The 15,792-nt window shown below is 61.4% G+C and carries 15 protein-coding genes; 8 read left to right on the top strand and 7 right to left on the bottom strand.

The window, feature by feature from the left end; all coding sequences use genetic code 11:
- Positions 1–47 precede the first annotated feature (47 nt).
- The 4 genes from VGO04_RS20390 to VGO04_RS20405 form a co-directional block, all read right to left on the bottom strand.
- Positions 48–1,070: a glycosyltransferase gene (locus VGO04_RS20390; protein WP_327497784.1), complete on the bottom strand. Its 1,023-nt coding sequence runs from the start codon at positions 1,068–1,070 to the stop codon at positions 48–50.
- Between the two features lie 7 nt (positions 1,071–1,077).
- Positions 1,078–1,902 (bottom strand): glycosyltransferase family 2 protein, encoded by an 825-nt coding sequence (locus VGO04_RS20395; protein WP_327497794.1) that lies wholly within the window; start codon positions 1,900–1,902, stop codon positions 1,078–1,080.
- Between the two features lie 4 nt (positions 1,903–1,906).
- A complete protein-coding gene (locus VGO04_RS20400) occupies positions 1,907–2,377 on the bottom strand; it encodes an Lrp/AsnC family transcriptional regulator (protein ID WP_043614306.1) in 471 nt (156 codons plus the stop codon).
- Between the two features lie 90 nt (positions 2,378–2,467).
- On the bottom strand, positions 2,468–3,217 hold the full coding sequence (locus VGO04_RS20405; RefSeq protein ID WP_327497785.1) for a class I SAM-dependent methyltransferase: 750 nt from the start codon (positions 3,215–3,217) through the stop codon (positions 2,468–2,470).
- A 333-nt stretch (positions 3,218–3,550) separates the two neighbouring features.
- Between VGO04_RS20405 and trxB the strand changes: the two genes are divergently transcribed.
- From trxB to VGO04_RS20430, 5 genes are all read left to right on the top strand, one after another.
- Positions 3,551–4,525 (top strand): thioredoxin-disulfide reductase, encoded by a 975-nt coding sequence (trxB, locus tag VGO04_RS20410; protein WP_327497786.1) that lies wholly within the window; start codon positions 3,551–3,553, stop codon positions 4,523–4,525.
- Between the two features lie 116 nt (positions 4,526–4,641).
- Positions 4,642–5,538: a LysR family transcriptional regulator VtlR gene (locus VGO04_RS20415; RefSeq protein WP_327497795.1), complete on the top strand. Its 897-nt coding sequence runs from the start codon at positions 4,642–4,644 to the stop codon at positions 5,536–5,538.
- Positions 5,539–6,158: 620 nt separating this feature from the next.
- Positions 6,159–6,449, top strand: coding sequence for a metalloregulator ArsR/SmtB family transcription factor (locus VGO04_RS20420; protein ID WP_327497787.1), 291 nt, complete (start codon positions 6,159–6,161; stop codon positions 6,447–6,449).
- A gap of 41 nt (positions 6,450–6,490) precedes the next feature.
- Complete coding sequence (locus VGO04_RS20425; RefSeq protein WP_327497788.1) at positions 6,491–7,612, top strand: alkene reductase; 1,122 nt, start codon at positions 6,491–6,493, stop codon at positions 7,610–7,612.
- A gap of 65 nt (positions 7,613–7,677) precedes the next feature.
- Positions 7,678–8,481, top strand: coding sequence for an aminoglycoside phosphotransferase family protein (locus VGO04_RS20430; RefSeq protein ID WP_327497789.1), 804 nt, complete (start codon positions 7,678–7,680; stop codon positions 8,479–8,481).
- Positions 8,482–8,484: 3 nt separating this feature from the next.
- Here VGO04_RS20430 and VGO04_RS20435 read toward each other — a convergent pair whose 3' ends face one another.
- On the bottom strand, positions 8,485–9,054 hold the full coding sequence (locus VGO04_RS20435) for an XRE family transcriptional regulator (protein WP_327497790.1): 570 nt from the start codon (positions 9,052–9,054) through the stop codon (positions 8,485–8,487).
- Positions 9,055–9,093: 39 nt separating this feature from the next.
- Here VGO04_RS20435 and VGO04_RS20440 point away from each other — a divergent pair, with 39 nt between their 5' ends.
- Positions 9,094–9,603, top strand: coding sequence for an N-acetyltransferase family protein (locus tag VGO04_RS20440; RefSeq protein WP_327497791.1), 510 nt, complete (start codon positions 9,094–9,096; stop codon positions 9,601–9,603).
- Between the two features lie 175 nt (positions 9,604–9,778).
- A complete protein-coding gene (locus tag VGO04_RS20445) occupies positions 9,779–10,666 on the top strand; it encodes a lytic transglycosylase domain-containing protein (RefSeq protein WP_327497796.1) in 888 nt (295 codons plus the stop codon).
- Between the two features lie 161 nt (positions 10,667–10,827).
- Here VGO04_RS20445 and VGO04_RS20450 read toward each other — a convergent pair whose 3' ends face one another.
- Positions 10,828–11,823, bottom strand: coding sequence for an SDR family NAD(P)-dependent oxidoreductase (locus tag VGO04_RS20450; RefSeq protein ID WP_327497792.1), 996 nt, complete (start codon positions 11,821–11,823; stop codon positions 10,828–10,830).
- A 92-nt stretch (positions 11,824–11,915) separates the two neighbouring features.
- Between VGO04_RS20450 and VGO04_RS20455 the strand changes: the two genes are divergently transcribed.
- Positions 11,916–12,845, top strand: a complete 930-nt coding sequence (locus VGO04_RS20455; RefSeq protein WP_327497797.1) for a LysR family transcriptional regulator — start codon at positions 11,916–11,918, stop codon at positions 12,843–12,845.
- Between the two features lie 123 nt (positions 12,846–12,968).
- Here VGO04_RS20455 and gyrA read toward each other — a convergent pair whose 3' ends face one another.
- Positions 12,969–15,758, bottom strand: coding sequence for a DNA gyrase subunit A (gene gyrA, locus VGO04_RS20460; RefSeq protein WP_327497793.1), 2,790 nt, complete (start codon positions 15,756–15,758; stop codon positions 12,969–12,971).
- Positions 15,759–15,792 lie beyond the last annotated feature (34 nt).

Here is a 15,792-nt window from a genome sequence, read left to right on the forward strand (position 1 = left end):
GGCAGGCTTTCCATGCAGGGGCGTTTCCCGCCCCTGCCGCAGCGCGCTCAGCGCTTCGAGGCGAACAGCTTCATATAGGCGTCGGTGATTGCCTGCTTGGAAAACTGGCTCATCAACGTCTCATGCCCGCGTTCCGCAAGGCGCTCGCCGAGTGCGGCGTCACTGGCGATCCGGTCGATCGCCTGGGCGAAGCCATCCGCATCGCCGATATCGACCAACAGCCCATTCTCGCCGTCGCGCATGAACCATTGCGGCCCCTCCGAACGGCTGGACACCACCGGCGTGCCTTGCGCCCAGGCTTCGAGGACGACGTTGCCGAGCGGCTCGTGGCTCGATGCCATGACGAAGATGTCGGAGGCGGCGAGGAAGGGCCGCGTGTCCTTCTGCCACCCTGCAAAGCGCACGCGCTTGGCCACACCGAGATCGGCCGCGAGCTTCTCGAGGTTTTCGCGTTCCTCGCCGTCACCGATCAGCCAGAGATAGGTGTCCGGCACCTTGGCGATTGCCTGGATCAGCGTGTGGAATCCCTTGCGTGGAACGAAGCGTCCCATCGACATGACGACCGGTACGTTCTCCGGCGTATCCAGCGTGGCGCGGCTGACCGGGGCGACGCGTTCCGTGCCGGTGAAGTTGGAGATCACTTCGACGTCGCGCTTCCAGCCGATCTTGCGCACATGCTCGGCGATGCCGGGCGTGTTGCAGACCAGGCAATCCGTGTTGCGGAAGTAATCGAGGCGCAAGGGATAGTCGCCGAGCCGGGAGATCTTGATGCAGCCCTTGTAGTTCGGCATCAACCGGCTCGCGCGCGGCATCCAGGCAAATAGCGCATCCGGCTTTTCGCGGCGCGCCATGCTGCTGACCTTCATCGGCAAGAGGATGCGATCGAGCGACAGGTTGCGGAAGTTGCTTTCGATAATGCGCGTCGCGCCCTCGATGTCCTTCCGCCAGATCCGTCCCGGGCGGATTACGGATGTCTGTTCGACGCCACGCTCGCCGAGTGCGTTGACCAGATGAACGAAGAAGCGCTCTGCGCCACCGTCCTTGCCGAAGTGGAAATGCATGACTTTCATGGAAACCTCACGGGCTGGTCTGGCGCCGATCCATGTCGTCATGGTTCGGGTGCCGTTTCAGCGCGTGCCTCTGATAGATCTTTGCTGCGGTGAGGAAGGCGTAGACCGCCCCCGTCATCGCTTCGATGAAACCGGGAAAACCGCAGCGCCAAAGCCCGTTGCGGAAGTAGAGCCGCAGGAAATAGAGCGGCGGGCTGAACAGCATCTTGTAGGGTCGCGCCGACTTTCCGGCAGCAAACTGCTGGTCCGCCTTCAAGGTGGAGTACTTGTTTTCCTTGAGGATCTGCTCGTCGATGATGAGCGGCCGATAATGCAGGAGGCTTCCCTTGCGCGCAGCACCCACCGCGCCGTCCGGCACGATGCCTTCATGGACCTTCTGGTTGAGGTCGTAGCGGCCCCTGCCCTTGCGGATCAGACGTAGGTTCCGCCGCTCGTGCACGCGCTCCGGCGTGTAGCCGTAACCGATCAGGTAGGGCCTGCGCGCCACGCGCCAGCCGACGGTCTCCGCGGGGGCATCGAGCAGCGACGGCAGCAGGGCCTTCAGCGGTGCGTCGAGGCGCTCGTCGGAATCGATGTTCAAGCACCAGGCTTGCGTGCACTGGTCGAGCGCGAACTGCTTCTGTCCGGCATAACCCCGCCACGGCTCGTGCAGGAAGCGGATCGGCCAGCCCTTGTCGATAAAGGACTGCACCAGCGCCGGCGTGCCGTCTGTCGAGCCGGAATCGACAATGACGATTTCGGCACATTGATCGAGGCTCTCGATGCAATTGCCGAGATAGGCCTCTTCGTTCTGGCAGATGATGAAGGCGGACAGCGGAAGCTTGTTCATGATGGTCCTAGATCTGCACGAGGCCGATGTCCTTGACCTGGCGGATGGTCAACATCGTGCGCACGGTGTCGACGCGCTCGTTGGCCGTCAGCACCTCGATGACGAAATCCTGGAATGTCGTCAGGTTCTCGGCGACACAGTGCAGCAGGAAGTCACTTTCGCCGGAAACTGTCCAGGCCTGCCGGACGATCTGCCATTCGGCGGTGGCGGCGGCAAACGCCTTGAGATCGGCCTCCGACTGGCGCTTGAGGCCCACCATACAGAACGCAACCAGGTCGAACCCGAGCGCCGGCGCGTTCAGGAGCGCGTGGTAGCCCTTGATGACACCGGTTTCCTCAAGCTTGCGAACGCGTCTGAGGCATGGCGGCGCGGAAATGCCGACCCTTTGGGCGAGATCGACGTTGGTCATCCGGCCATCACGCTGGAGCTCGCGAAGGATCTTGAGATCGATAGCGTCGAGCTCGACTTGTTTCGTCATGAACGTTTGTCCTTTTTGCGTGGTGACTTCGGGCGGTGCGCGAAGTCAAAGCAGAATGCCTGGCGTGTTGGGTTGTTTGACGCGGTTTCGTCAAGCAACCGGTTTTGTCAGAATTGCCATGTAGTTGATCGGCAGACCCTTGTCGGTATAGCGCTTTCGAATATCCGCGTAGCGGGCAAATGGCGACACAAATCGCGCAACCAGGCCGAAGAGCTGGAAGAATACGAGGAGAAACACGCCCACAATGCCGCCGCCGTATCCTGAAGGGGTCTTCGGAAACCGCCCGCGCATATGGCGCAGCTGATGGGCGACCGTCGCCAGGAAACCTTCTAGCCAGCGGATTTCGCCAATCTCGAAGCCCGTTTCATCGAAAAGGTAACGCAGGCCGAACTGGGTATAGCGATAGTAATCGTAGGGTTGCTCGTGCTCCGGGTAGTAGAGCGGTGCGGAGAAGAACATCTTGCCTCCGGGTTTCAGGACCCGGTGAAGTTCCTGCAGAACCAGCTTCGGTTCCGGAACGTGCTCCATCACTTGCGTGAAGACGATCGCGTCGAACCGTCCATCCTCGACCGGAATTTTCCTGAGGTCGCAAACATAAGTGCTGGGCTTGTATTTTTTCTCGACCTGCTCAAAGTCGGCGCTTTCGTAACGTTGCTTGGAGAATTTGGGTGCGTAGGCCTGCGACCCAGCGCCCGCGTCGAGCACGAGGCAGCCTTCCGGCAGCGATTCGCCAAAGGCTGTGAGTTCGCGGTCGAGCCAGACGCGACTTGCATTCAACCCCATACTCTTCTCCAGCAAAGTGAATCCGCGTGAAATATCGCCAAACCCGCGGGACAACAAGCAGTCGCGCCCACTATTCGCCGGAAAATGGCGTCTCCAGAGCCCAATTGACCGTAAAGTGAGTTGAACGGTGTCGCCGACCGGGGCTTCTGTGCGTCCGACGTTCCCCGCGAGCCGATCAGAGCGCCGATGAGGCGTTTGACGGGTTGCGCCTGATGCACAAACGCGTCATCTGGTGGTGAAACACAGCTTAAGGCTCAAGCACTTGTGTGTATCACGGCGGATGCCCTTGAAAGTCGTGGTGCGGAATACCTAAACTATGGAACTATTTCCCATTGACGCAATGGAATCGGATGAGGTCGTTTTCCTGTCCGATGAACGAAGGACAAGACTATGACTGCCCGTCACGTGAAAGTGCTGATCATTGGCTCCGGCCCGGCTGGCTACACGGCTGCTATCTATACGGCGCGCGCGATGCTTGAGCCCGTCCTGATCGCCGGCATGGAACAGGGCGGTCAGCTTATGATCACCACCGACGTGGAGAACTATCCGGGTTATGCCGATCCGGTCCAGGGCCCCTGGATGATGGAACAGATGCTGAAGCAGGCGACCCATGTGGGCGCCGAGATCGTCAACGATCTGGTGACCGATGTTGACCTGTCCGTCCGCCCGTTCCGTATCAAGACCGATAGCGGGACTGACTGGACTGCAGACGCGCTTATCATCGCGACCGGCGCGAAGGCGAAATGGCTTGGCATCGAGACAGAGCCGACCTTCATGGGCTTCGGCGTTTCGGCCTGCGCCACCTGCGACGGCTTCTTCTACCGCAACAAGGACGTTATCGTGGTTGGCGGCGGCAATTCGGCCGTGGAAGAGGCGCTCTATCTTTCCAACCTCGCCAAGACCGTGACGGTCGTTCACCGCCGCGATAGCTTCCGCGCCGAAAAGATCCTGCAGGAACGCCTGTTCGCCAAGCCGAACGTTAAGATCATCTGGGATCACGAGGTGGTCGAATATCTCGGAGCGCCGGCCAAGCCGCCGATGCCGGCATCGGTCAACGGCGTAAAACTGCGCAACACCAAGACCGGTGAAACTGCAGACATGGTCACGGACGGCGTGTTCGTCGCGATCGGGCACGCACCGGCCGTCGAACTTTTCAAAGGCAAGCTCCGGCAGAAGTCGAACGGCTATCTCTGGACCGCGGCCGATTCGACGGCAACGGACGTGCCCGGCGTTTTTGCCGCAGGTGACGTGACGGACGACATTTATCGTCAAGCAGTTACCGCAGCCGGCATGGGTTGCATGGCGGCGCTTGAAGCCGAGAAATACCTGGCGGGTCATATGCCCGTCGCAATTGCAGCCGAATAGAAGCTGCGAATCGGGGTGGTACCGCAAAGGTACCTCTCCCGAGTGGGAACAGACGCATCAGCCACGCCCGGAAGACAGGCCCCTGTCTCCCGGAGTGGTTTTATATGGGGGACTTCATGTCGCTGGACTGGGACAAACTGCGCATTTTTCACGCGGCGGCCGAGGCGGGGTCGTTCACGCATGCGGCAGACAAGCTTCATCTCTCTCAGTCGGCGATCAGCCGCCAGGTCAGCTCGCTGGAGCAGGATGTCGGCATCAAGCTGTTCCATCGCCACGCGCGCGGCCTGATCCTCACGGAACAGGGCGAAATCCTCTATCGTACCGCGCACGAAGTGCTGATGAAGCTTGAGAGCGTCAAGGTCCAGCTCAGCGAGACCACGGACAAGCCGAGCGGCAAGCTGCGCATCACCACCACGGTTGGCCTCGGCCAGGGGTGGCTCACGGACAAGATCCAGGAGTTCATGTCGTTGCACCCGGAGGTGCAGGTCCAGCTGATCCTCGACAACGAGGAACTGGACGTGAACATGCGCCATGCCGACTGCGCCATCCGCCTGCGCCAGCCGCAGCAGTCGGACCTGATCCAGCGCAAGCTGTTCACCGTGCACATGCATGTGTACGCAGCTCCGTCCTACATCAACAAGTACGGCGAGCCGCAGTCGGTCGCAGACCTCGACAACCACCGCATCATCACCTTCGGCGAGCCGGCGCCGAACTACCTTCTTGATGTCAACTGGCTCGAAATCGCCGGGCGCGATTCCGACAATCCGCGCGTCTCGCACCTGCAGATCAACAGCCAGACGTCGATCAAGCGCGCCTGCCTTCTGGGCATCGGCGTCGCCATGCTGCCCGACTACATCGTCGGCCGCGACCCGGGTCTCATCCAGCTGCCGATCAGTGCCGACATCCCGTCGTTCGATACCTACTTCTGCTATCCCGATGAGATAAAGAACGCAGCAAAACTCAAGGTCTTCCGCGACTACATCGTCGCCAAGGCCAGGAACTGGAACTTCTGAGGCCACGCCGGCAAATGCTCCATTTTCGAGCATTTGCCGGTATCGAGCATAACTGATTGTTTTCCTTGAGAATTGTCGGATGCGTCGCAGAATTTTTGCGGCGCATTTTTGTTGTTCGCTGCAAAATTGGGCAGGGATGCGCACATGGCATGGCAGTCATGCATATTAAATGATTGCTGCTCGCCCAAAAAAGCAGCATACAACACTCAGCTGATGCATCTTTGGTGGCTTCTCCTCCCAGTGCCACCGCAGCAGCTGTTCCCCTCTGGAGGTTTAATTACCTTCACAACTTATAAGGGCCCAAGTCATCTTGTGGCCCTCTTTTTTTGTCTACCCTTTGGAAGACAAGCGAGCTTTGATGAAAATTTCGGTCGGCTATTGAAAGCCGATAGTTCGTTTCCCATATCAAAATGCAGCTGATGCATTCTTGGTGGCTTCTCCTCCCCGCCACCGCATTAGCTGTTCCCCTCTGGAGGTTCTTATTACCTTCACAACTACAAGGGCCCAAGTTTTCTTGAGGCCCTCTTTTTTTGCCTTCATCCTCGCGCTCACGCGCTCGTGATTTGTATATCGGATATCGGACATACATGTATCGTTAAACCACGATATGGCGATACACGATGAACCGCGATGAAATCCTCAAGGCTCTTGCTCACCCGGTCCGGGTCAACATCCTTGCCTGGCTGAAGGAACCGGAGCGCCACTTCCCGATGCAGGAGCATCCGCTCGATCTCGGCGTCTGCGCCGGTCAGTTCGAGCGCTGCGGCCTGTCGCAGTCGTCGGTTTCCTCCCACCTCGCTATCCTTCAACGCGCCGATCTCGTGACAACCCGCAGGCTCGGCCAGTGGATCTTCTACCGCCGCAACGAAGAAACCATCGCCGCCTTCCTCAGGGACATCGGCACCCTCTGAACCAAGCTCCTCCCAAGCAGACAGGATCGAAAGGACTTCCCATGCCTACGCTTTTTGACCCCATCACCATCGGCGACATCGCGCTTAAGAACCGCATCGTCATGGCGCCTTTGACCCGCAACCGTTCGCCGGGCGCCGTGCCGAACACGTTGAACGTCACCTACTACGAGCAGCGCGCAACGGCCGGCCTGCTGATTACGGAGGGAACGGCGATTACCCAGCAGGGCCAAGGCTATGCCGACGTGCCCGGCCTCTACACGCCGGAGGCGCTCGATGGCTGGCGCAAGGTGACCGACGCGGTGCATACCAAGGGTGGACGGATCGTCGTGCAGATCTGGCATGTCGGCCGCATCTCGCACAACTCATTGCAGCCGAACGGGGGCAAGCCGGTTGCCCCTTCCGCCATCCGCGCGAAATCCAAGACCTACCTGATCAACCCTGACGGAACTGGCTCGTTTTCCGAGACGTCCGAGCCGCACGCCTTGGGCGTTGCCGAGATCGCAGGGATTGTCGAAGACTATCGTAAGGCTGCACGCGCCGCGATAGACGCCGGCTTCGACGGCATCGAGATCCATGCGGCCAACGGCTATCTCATCGACCAGTTCCTGCGGTCCGGCTCGAACCATCGCAGCGACAGCTACGGCGGCCCGATCGAAAACCGTGCGCGCTTCCTCTTTGAGGTTGTGGAAACCGTGACCAAGGAGATCGGCGCCGGTCGCGTCGGCATCCGCCTTTCACCCGTCACGCCGGCCAACGATGCCTTCGACCCGGAGCCGCAATCGGTCTTCGGTTATGTGGTCAAGAACCTCGCACGCTATCCGCTTGCCTACATCCACATCATCGAAGGGGCGACGGGCGGTCCGAGAGACCACCAGCAGGGCGACCAGCCGTTCGACTACGAGGCGCTGCGCGCCACCTATGTCGCGGCCGGCGGCAAGGCCGCCTGGATGACGAACAACGGCTATGACCGCTCCCTCGCCGTAAAGACGGTGAAGGACGGCGAGGCCGATCTCGTCGCTTTCGGAAAACCGTTCATCTCCAACCCGGATCTCGTGGAACGGCTGAAGCAGGACGCTCCGCTCAACGCGCCCGACCAGGCGACCTTCTATGGCGGTGGCGCCAAGGGCTACACCGACTACCCGGCCCTTGAACAGGTCGTCTGAAGCGCCCACATGGCCAAGTACCCTCGCCGCCCGGCGGGGGTATTTTGTCTGGGAAGACCCTGTTTATGTTCGCTTCTTATTTCGAAAAATGGTCATTGCAGCCCGACGGCGATGCGATCGTCACCCCGTCCAGCCATCTCTTTCCCGTGCGCTATGGCAACCAGTCGGCGATGCTCAAAGTTGCGCAGGATCCCGAAGAAAAGTTCGGGCGCCTGCCGATGGTCTACTGGAACGGGCAAGGCGCTGCGAAGGTTTACGAGTGGGACACGGATGCAGTCCTGATAGAGCGTGCCGACAGCCAGCGGAACCTGTTTCACATGGCGATGACGGGAAGTGACGAAGAGGTGACGCGCATCATCTGCCGCTCGGTTGCAGAACTCCACGCCCCGCGTTCCACCCCCATTCCCACCGACCTCGTGCCGCTCGACAAGTGGTTCTCGTCCCTGGAAACCGCCGCTCCCGCTCAAGGCGGCCTGTTTGCGCGCGCCCTCGATGCGGCCAAGACCCTGCTTGCCGATCCCGAACCGCCTGTCGTGCTGCACGCCGACGTTCACCACGCCAACATTCTCGACTTCGGCGAGCGAGGCTGGTTGGCGATCGACCCCAAGCGCGTCGTTGGCGATCGTGGCTACGATTACGCCAACCTCTTCTGCAATCCGGAACTGCCCTTGGTGACCGCCCCGGGTCGGCTGCAGCGACATCTGCCCATTGTCGCCGAGGAAGCGGGCCTTGCCCCGCGCCGGATCCTGAATTGGGTGCTGGCCTATGCCGGGCTTTCCGCGGCCTGGTTTCTCGAGGATGGTGACGATTTCGGTGTTGAGAGCGACCTGACGATGGCTCGGATCGCCATCGCCGAGCTTGATCGCTGAGGATCAGCCGGTTTTCAAGAGAACGACGGCATAGATACAGGGTTCGCTGCCGGCATTGCTGAAGACGCAATCCTGCGGCGGGCCGAGCTCCAGGCAGTCTCCCTCGGCAAGGACATGCGTCTCTCCTCCCTCGACAAAGGTCAGGCTGCCCTGCTTCACCCAAATCCACCGACGATGGAGCGCATAGGCAGATGCGGGGATCGGCACGTCGGCACGGCTCGGAAGCTCGACTTCCACAAGTTCGAGCGGAAGGTCCGACATTGGCGAGACGTGACGGCGGAGGTAGCCGCTTTGCGGATCGCGCCAAACGGCTTGATCCTGGCGCCGCGACAGCCGTCCCTGGCTCATCTCCGCACGCGCAATCAAACTGGACATCGTGAGACCGAACGCGGCCGACAGCTTTGCAAGCAGGGTTGCTGTCGGGCTGCTGTCGCCATGCTCGATCTTGTGGATCATCGCGCGCGACACGCCGGACCGATCGGAGAGCATGCTGAGCGACCAGCCACGCGCCTCCCGTTCGAGGCGAATTCGCTCACTGAGACGTTGATCGAGACTGTCTACTTTAGTATTCATGGTGTAGCCATATAGTGAACAACAACAAGGAACAAGCGCATGCTGATCAGGGCGGCCAACCAGAGCGATCTGCCAGTCATCTGCGAGATCTACAACGACGCGGTGGCAAACACGACGGCGATCTGGAATGAGACCCTGGTCGACGTCGCCAACCGCACCGCATGGCTAAAGGCACGTGCGGATGCGGGCTACCCGATCCTGGTCGCTGTCTCCGAGGATGGCGAAGTCGTTGGTTATGCCTCGTTTGGCGATTGGCGTGCCTTCGACGGCTATCGCCATACCGTCGAGCACTCCGTTTACGTGCACAAAAACCGTCGCGGCGCTGGCATAGGACGAAAGCTCCTGGTCGCCCTGATTGCCGAAGCGGAGCGGATCGGCAAACATGTGATGGTCGCTGCGATCGAATCGGAGAACACCGCTTCGATCCGCCTGCATGCCCAAGTTGGATTTGTCGAGACCGGCCGAATGCCCGAGGTGGGCACGAAGTTCGGGCGCTGGCTCGACCTCACCTTCATGCAGTTGGTGCTGCCAACGGGATCGCCGCGCTGACAATCGGCTGGCAGGTGGTCCGCCCTTGCAATGCCCCGGTTTGTCGCGACAAGCGGAAATGGTATGAACGTGAGGCAACGGTTTCGGGAAGCACTGCGACGTGGATTCTCAACGGAAGGGTAGACCAGGCACCTGGGCGCATGCGTTGCGCACCGCACTGGTGACACTTGCCTGCATGAATGCACTTTCTCCGGCGCCGGCCTCAGCCCGTATCGATGACCTCCCCCCTCGCCCGAAATGCGTCTATTCGGGCCGATCGGCGGCAGACCCTGCCACATCGCTTTGCATCAGCAAGGAGAACTTTGCCCGCGACATCTGCGGCGTGATCAACCACTACGCGACGGCGAACGACCTGCCTGCTGCCTTCTTCGCCCGGCTCATCTGGCGTGAAAGCCTGTTTCGACCAAATGCCGTCAGTCCGAAGGGCGCTGAAGGGATCGCGCAATTCATGCCGGGAACGGCCAAGCTGCGCGGCCTCAACGACAGCTTCGACGTCGTGCAAGCGCTCGGCAAGTCCGCCGAATATCTGAACGAACTCAAATCCCGCTACGGCAATCTCGGCTTTGCCGCCGCCGCCTACAATGCGGGTGAAGGTGGCTTGGAGCGCTTCCTCGAGGTTGACTGGCTGCCCGCTGAAACGCGCAATTATGTCCTGGCCATCACCGCCTACAGCGTCGAGGACTGGCGCGACAACCCGCCGAAAACGCTGGACCTGACGCTGGACAAGAACAAGAACTTCCTCGAGGGATGCGTGAGCCTGGCGAGCACGCGGCGTCTTCCCGACATTGAAGTGATCGACGAGGCGGAGTGGGCGCCTTGGGGCGTGCAGCTTGCGGCGCATTTCCAGAAGTCGGTGGCCCAGCGGCTTTTTGTCAGCGCCGTCAAGCGGCTACCCGAGCCGATCCGCAGCGAGAAGGCGCTTCTGCTCCGCGAACGCAATGCAAGCTTCGGGGTGCGTATCCGCTACGCCGCGCGCATCGGCCGCGAGAGCCAGGCGGAGGCAAACAAGCTGTGCGCCACCATTCGCAAGAGCGGCGGCGCCTGCCTCGTCTTCCGCAACTAGGCGATCTCGCGCTAGTTCCGAGCTGATCGCGTCGCCGAGGACCTCCGCGAGCACTTCCTAGCAATTCTGCGCGAAGCATCCGCAAAATGGCAGCGGCGGCAGAGGCCGTTGCCAAGTGCCAAGCGCCAGTTGCAGCAGGCGCAATATGCGCCCTGCCCGGCTTACCGTTTCGCCGCGACGACCATGCCACCGCAACAACCAAGTCCTCGAAGGGTTGTCCCAACCGCCTGGTCGATCGGCGTGTGCGGCTCTTCGCCGAGTACGTCAAGCAGCCGTTCGTTCGACATGCGCAGCGGTTCGCGCCAGAGGTAGCGCATCTTGCGCAACTCTGCAAAAAGCGGAACGAAGGGCGAAGCAAGCCCGATCAACCACCAGGGAAATGCCCTGACCGACAGTTTCGGCTTGCCGACGACGCGGCGGATGGCTTCGACCATCTCCATTCCGTTCCGGTCAAGGAAGCCGCGCATGTGATAGACGGCGAAGCGCGGCAAGCTGTCGGCGCGCTCCACGAGGCGCATCATCGTTTCGGCAACGTCGGGCAGATAGGCCCATTGGTGAGCGACGCCCTTGCGGCCCGGATAGGAGATCGCCGTCAACGGCTTTCCCGGTTTCACCAGTCCTTGAGAAAACCAATTATTAGCAGCGCCCGGACCAAAGAAGTCGCCGGCCCTGACGATGATGACGCCGACGCCCGCCTCCGATGCCGCCTTCAACCGAAGTTCCATCTCCTTGCGGATCAGCCCCTTGTCGGTATCCGGGTTCTGCGGCGCCTCTTCGGTCAGCACCGGAAAGGCGTCGCGACCGAAATTGTAGATCGTTCCCGGTAGCAGGATGCGCGCACCGTTTGCCTTGGCGGCGGCAATCGTGTTGTCCAGCATCGGCAGAACCAAAGTACCCCAATTGCGATAGCCTGCCGGGTTGACCGCGTGCACGATGAGCCCGACGCCGTCTGCTGCGGCGAGGACATCGCTCGGGTTCATCGCGTCGCCCTGCCGCCAGCCGAACGCCGGGGCAGTTTGCGCGGCCTTCCCGGCGTTTCGGTTCAAGGCGCGCACCGTCCACCCGCGCGCAATCAGCCCGCGCGCCACGGCGCCGCCGATACCACCGGTCGCGCCAAGCACCAGCGCCACCTTCGCGTTTTCCTGCAATTCAGTCATCCAACGCTCCATCCGTTTCGGTGGAACAAGCATCGCCCGTTGACGCATTAAACGGAATTGTCGAAAATTCTTTGTGTGATATACTTAAATATATGAACAAGGTGGATTTGAGCTGGGACATCTACAAAACGTTCCTGACGGTACTCCAGGAGGGGTCGCTTTCGGCCGCCGCCCGCGAACTTGGCCTGACGCAACCCACAATCGGCCGGCACATCGATGCCATGGAAACGAGGCTTGGCTACCCGTTCTTTGTCCGATCTCCGCACGGCTTGCTACCGACCGATGCTGCCTTGGCGCTCAAACCCTATGCCGAGACGCTGGCAGCGACATCGGCAGCGCTGCTGCGCGAAGCATCCAGTCAGCGCGATGCAATCAGCGGCACTGTGCGCATCAGCGCGAGCGAAGTGATCGGCGTGGAGGTTCTGCCGCCGATCCTTGCAGACCTGCATGCCGCCTATCCGGGCTTGACGATCGAGCTATCGGCTTCCGACACGGTTGAAGATCTGCTGCGCCAGGAAGCCGATATTGCGGTGCGCATGGTCGCGCCGACACAGGGCGCGCTGATTGCTCGCCACATCGGCGGAGTGCCGATCAGTTTTCACGCCCATCGCCGCTACGTCGAGCGGCGTGGCACGCCCGAAACGCTGGCTGAGCTGAAAGATCATAGCCTGATCGGCTACGACCGGGAAACTGCAGCGATCCGTGCGATCATCGCCCGCGCGCCGGAACTGCCCGCCGCACGGTTCGCGTTCAAGGCTGACAGCAATCTCGCCCAGCTTGCTGCCATCCGCGCCGGCTTTGGCATCGGAATCTGCCAAAATGGCTTGGCGGCGCGGGATCCGGACTTGCTTCCGGTGCTTCCGGGGCTCTTCGAAATGAAGCTTGAGACCTGGCTGGTGATGCACGAAAACCTGAAGACGGCGCCACGCTGTCGCGTCACCTTCGATGCCCTTGCCAAGGGGCTGCGCGGCTACATCCGCGGCATCGCGCCCACCGTCGGGAACGCCGACGACCAAGGCTGAATTCCAGGCCTTGCCGTGCAATCACGGGGCCGGCCGCAATCCGGGATCACTTGCCCCTTATGCGAAAAGGCCCGCTGAGATAGCGGGCCTTTTCGTGTTCGTAAAATCTTCCGCAAACAGCGATCAGCTCTCGGATTCGGCAGGCGTTTCCGGCGCGCCGTTTTCGACGACCGCGCCCTCAGCTTCGCCTTCACCCTCGTCATCGCCTTCCGGCTCGCTGATGCGCTCGACAGAGACGACCTTCTCGTCCTTGGCGGTCGAGAAGATGGTGACGCCCTTCGTGGCGCGGCTCGCAAGCCGGACACCGTTGATCGGCACGCGGATCAGTTGGCCACCGTCGGACACGAGCATGATCTGGTCGTTGTCCTCGATCGGGAAGGCTGCCACGAGTTCGCCGATCTCCGACGTCCGCGAGGTATCGGTGGCGCGGATGCCCTTGCCGCCGCGACCTGAGGTGCGGAAGTCGTAGGACGAGGAACGCTTGCCGAAGCCCTTGGCCGAAACCGTCAGCACGAACTGCTCGCGGGCCTTCAGCTCTTCGTAGCGCTCGTTCGACAGCTCGCCGCCGTCAGTGACTTCCTCCCCGACGAGTGAGATCTCTTCCTCTTCACCCGTTGCCGCGCGCCGTTCGGCGGCCGCACGCTTGAGGTAAGCCGCACGCTCCCAGGGCTCGGCGTCGACATGACCGACGATCGCCATGGAGATGATCCGGTCGCCATCGCCGAGGTTGATGCCGCGCACACCGATCGAATTGCGGCCGGCAAAGACGCGCACGTCGTCGACCGGGAAGCGGATGCACTGGCCGAGCGCCGTCGTCAGCATGACATCGTCGCGCTCGGTGCAGGTGTCGACGGACAGGATCTCGTCGCCCTCTTCGTCGAGCTTCATCGCGATCTTGCCGTTGCGGTTGACCTGGACGAAGTCCGACAACTTGTTGCGGCGAACGGTGCCTCGGGTCGTCGAGAACATGACATCGAGGTTTTCCCAGGTCGTCTCGTCCTCGGGCAGCGGCATGATCGTGGTGATGCGCTCGCCGGGTTCCAGCGGTAGCATATTGATCAGCGCCTTGCCGCGCGACTGCGGGGTGCCGATCGGCAAGCGCCAGACCTTCTCCTTGTAGACGATGCCACGCGAGGAGAAGAACAGGACCGGCGTATGGGTATTGGCGACGAATAGCCGGGTAACGAAATCCTCGTCCCTGGTCGCCATGCCCGAACGGCCCTTGCCGCCGCGACGCTGCGCCCGGTAGGTCGTCAGCGGCACGCGCTTGATGTAGCCGAGATGCGAGACTGTCACGACCATGTCTTCACGGGCGATGAGATCCTCATCGTCCATATCCGGGCCGCCTTCCATGATCTCGGAACGACGCGGCGTGCCGAACTCGTCACGGATGGCGATGAGCTCGTCCTTGACCATGGTCATGATACGAAGGCGTGACGACAGGATGTCGAGGTAATCCTTGATTTCCTCGCCGATCTTGTTGAGTTCGTCGCCGATTTCGTCGCGGCCGAGCGCGGTCAGGCGCTGCAGGCGCAGGTCGAGGATGGCGCGGGCCTGCTCCTCCGAAAGGTTGTAGGTGTTGTCGTCGTTGATCCGGTGGCGCGGATCGTCGATCAGCCGGATGAGGCTGTCGACATCGTGGGCCGGCCAGCGGCGCTCCATCAACTGCTCGCGCGCCGTCTGCGGATCGGGCGCCGTGCGAATGAGCTTGATGATTTCGTCGATGTTGGCAACGGCGATGGCGAGACCGACCAGCACATGGGCGCGGTCACGCGCCTTGCGCAGCAGGTACTTCGTGCGCCGGCTAACGACTTCCTCGCGGAAGGAGACGAAAGCCCTGAGCATGTCGAGCAACGTCATCTGTTCCGGCTTGCCGCCGTTCAGCGCCACCATGTTGCAGCCGAACGAGGTCTGCAGCGGCGTGTAGCGGTAAAGCTGGTTGAGGATGACGTCGGCATTGGCGTCGCGCTTCAGCTCGACGACGACGCGGTACCCCTGGCGGTCGGATTCGTCACGCAGGTCCGAGATGCCTTCGATGCGCTTGTCGCGCACCAATTCGGCCATCTTCTCGATCATCGTCGCCTTGTTCACCTGGAAGGGGATCTCGGTGATGATGATCTGCTCGCGATCGCCACGCATCGGCTCGACATGGGCACGACCGCGCATGATGACCGAGCCGCGGCCGGTCTCATAGGCCGAACGGATGCCGGAACGGCCGAGGATCAACGCGCCGGTCGGGAAGTCCGGACCCGGGATGATTTCCATCAGCTCCGGCAGTTCGATGGCCGGATTGTCGATCAGCGCAATGCAGCCGCCGATGACTTCGACCAGATTGTGCGGCGGAATGTTCGTCGCCATGCCGACGGCGATACCGCCGGCGCCGTTGACGAGCAGGTTCGGGAACTTCGCGGGAACGACGACCGGCTCCTGCAAGGTGCCGTCATAGTTGTCGCGGAAGTCGACCGTTTCCTTGTCGAGATCGTCGAGCAGCGAATGCGCAGCCTTCTGCAGGCGGCACTCGGTGTAGCGCTCTGCGGCCGGCGGGTCACCGTCGACGGAACCGAAGTTGCCCTGGCCGTCGATCAGCGGCAGGCGGAGCGACCAGTCCTGCGCCATACGCGCCAGAGCGTCGTAGATCGCCATGTTGCCGTGCGGGTGGTACTTACCCATCACGTCCCCGGTCACGCGGGCACACTTGACGTATTTCTTGTTCCAGTCGATGCCGAGTTCGCTCATCCCGTAGAGGATGCGGCGGTGCACGGGTTTCAGACCGTCACGCACGTCGGGAAGCGCGCGGCTGACGATAACGCTCATGGCGTAATCGAGATAGGACCGCTGCATTTCCTCGATGATGGAAATCGGCTCGATGCCTGGCGGAGTTTTTCCGCCGCCGGGGGTGCTTTGCTCAGTCAATGGTGATCACGATCTTTGTTCAGAATCAGTCGGA

It is taken from the genome of Ensifer sp. (assembly GCF_035999185.1).
Classification (GTDB): Bacteria; Pseudomonadota; Alphaproteobacteria; order Rhizobiales; family Rhizobiaceae; genus Ensifer.

Excerpts from the sequence above, each read along its gene's own strand:
- VGO04_RS20390 (WP_327497784.1), bottom strand. The coding sequence starts at position 1,070 with ATGAAAGTCATGCATTTCCACTTCGGCAAGGACGGTGGCGCAGAGCGC.
- VGO04_RS20420 (WP_327497787.1), top strand. The coding sequence starts at position 6,159 with ATGAACCGCGATGAAATCCTCAAGGCTCTTGCTCACCCGGTCCGGGTC.
- VGO04_RS20400 (WP_043614306.1), bottom strand. The coding sequence starts at position 2,377 with ATGACGAAACAAGTCGAGCTCGACGCTATCGATCTCAAGATCCTTCGC.
- VGO04_RS20450 (WP_327497792.1), bottom strand. The coding sequence starts at position 11,823 with ATGACTGAATTGCAGGAAAACGCGAAGGTGGCGCTGGTGCTTGGCGCG.
- VGO04_RS20435 (WP_327497790.1), bottom strand. The coding sequence starts at position 9,054 with ATGAATACTAAAGTAGACAGTCTCGATCAACGTCTCAGTGAGCGAATT.
- VGO04_RS20430 (WP_327497789.1), top strand. The coding sequence starts at position 7,678 with ATGTTCGCTTCTTATTTCGAAAAATGGTCATTGCAGCCCGACGGCGAT.
- trxB (WP_327497786.1), top strand. The coding sequence starts at position 3,551 with ATGACTGCCCGTCACGTGAAAGTGCTGATCATTGGCTCCGGCCCGGCT.
- VGO04_RS20445 (WP_327497796.1), top strand. The coding sequence starts at position 9,779 with ATGAATGCACTTTCTCCGGCGCCGGCCTCAGCCCGTATCGATGACCTC.
- VGO04_RS20415 (WP_327497795.1), top strand. The coding sequence starts at position 4,642 with ATGTCGCTGGACTGGGACAAACTGCGCATTTTTCACGCGGCGGCCGAG.
- VGO04_RS20455 (WP_327497797.1), top strand. The coding sequence starts at position 11,916 with ATGAACAAGGTGGATTTGAGCTGGGACATCTACAAAACGTTCCTGACG.
- VGO04_RS20425 (WP_327497788.1), top strand. The coding sequence starts at position 6,491 with ATGCCTACGCTTTTTGACCCCATCACCATCGGCGACATCGCGCTTAAG.
- VGO04_RS20440 (WP_327497791.1), top strand. The coding sequence starts at position 9,094 with ATGCTGATCAGGGCGGCCAACCAGAGCGATCTGCCAGTCATCTGCGAG.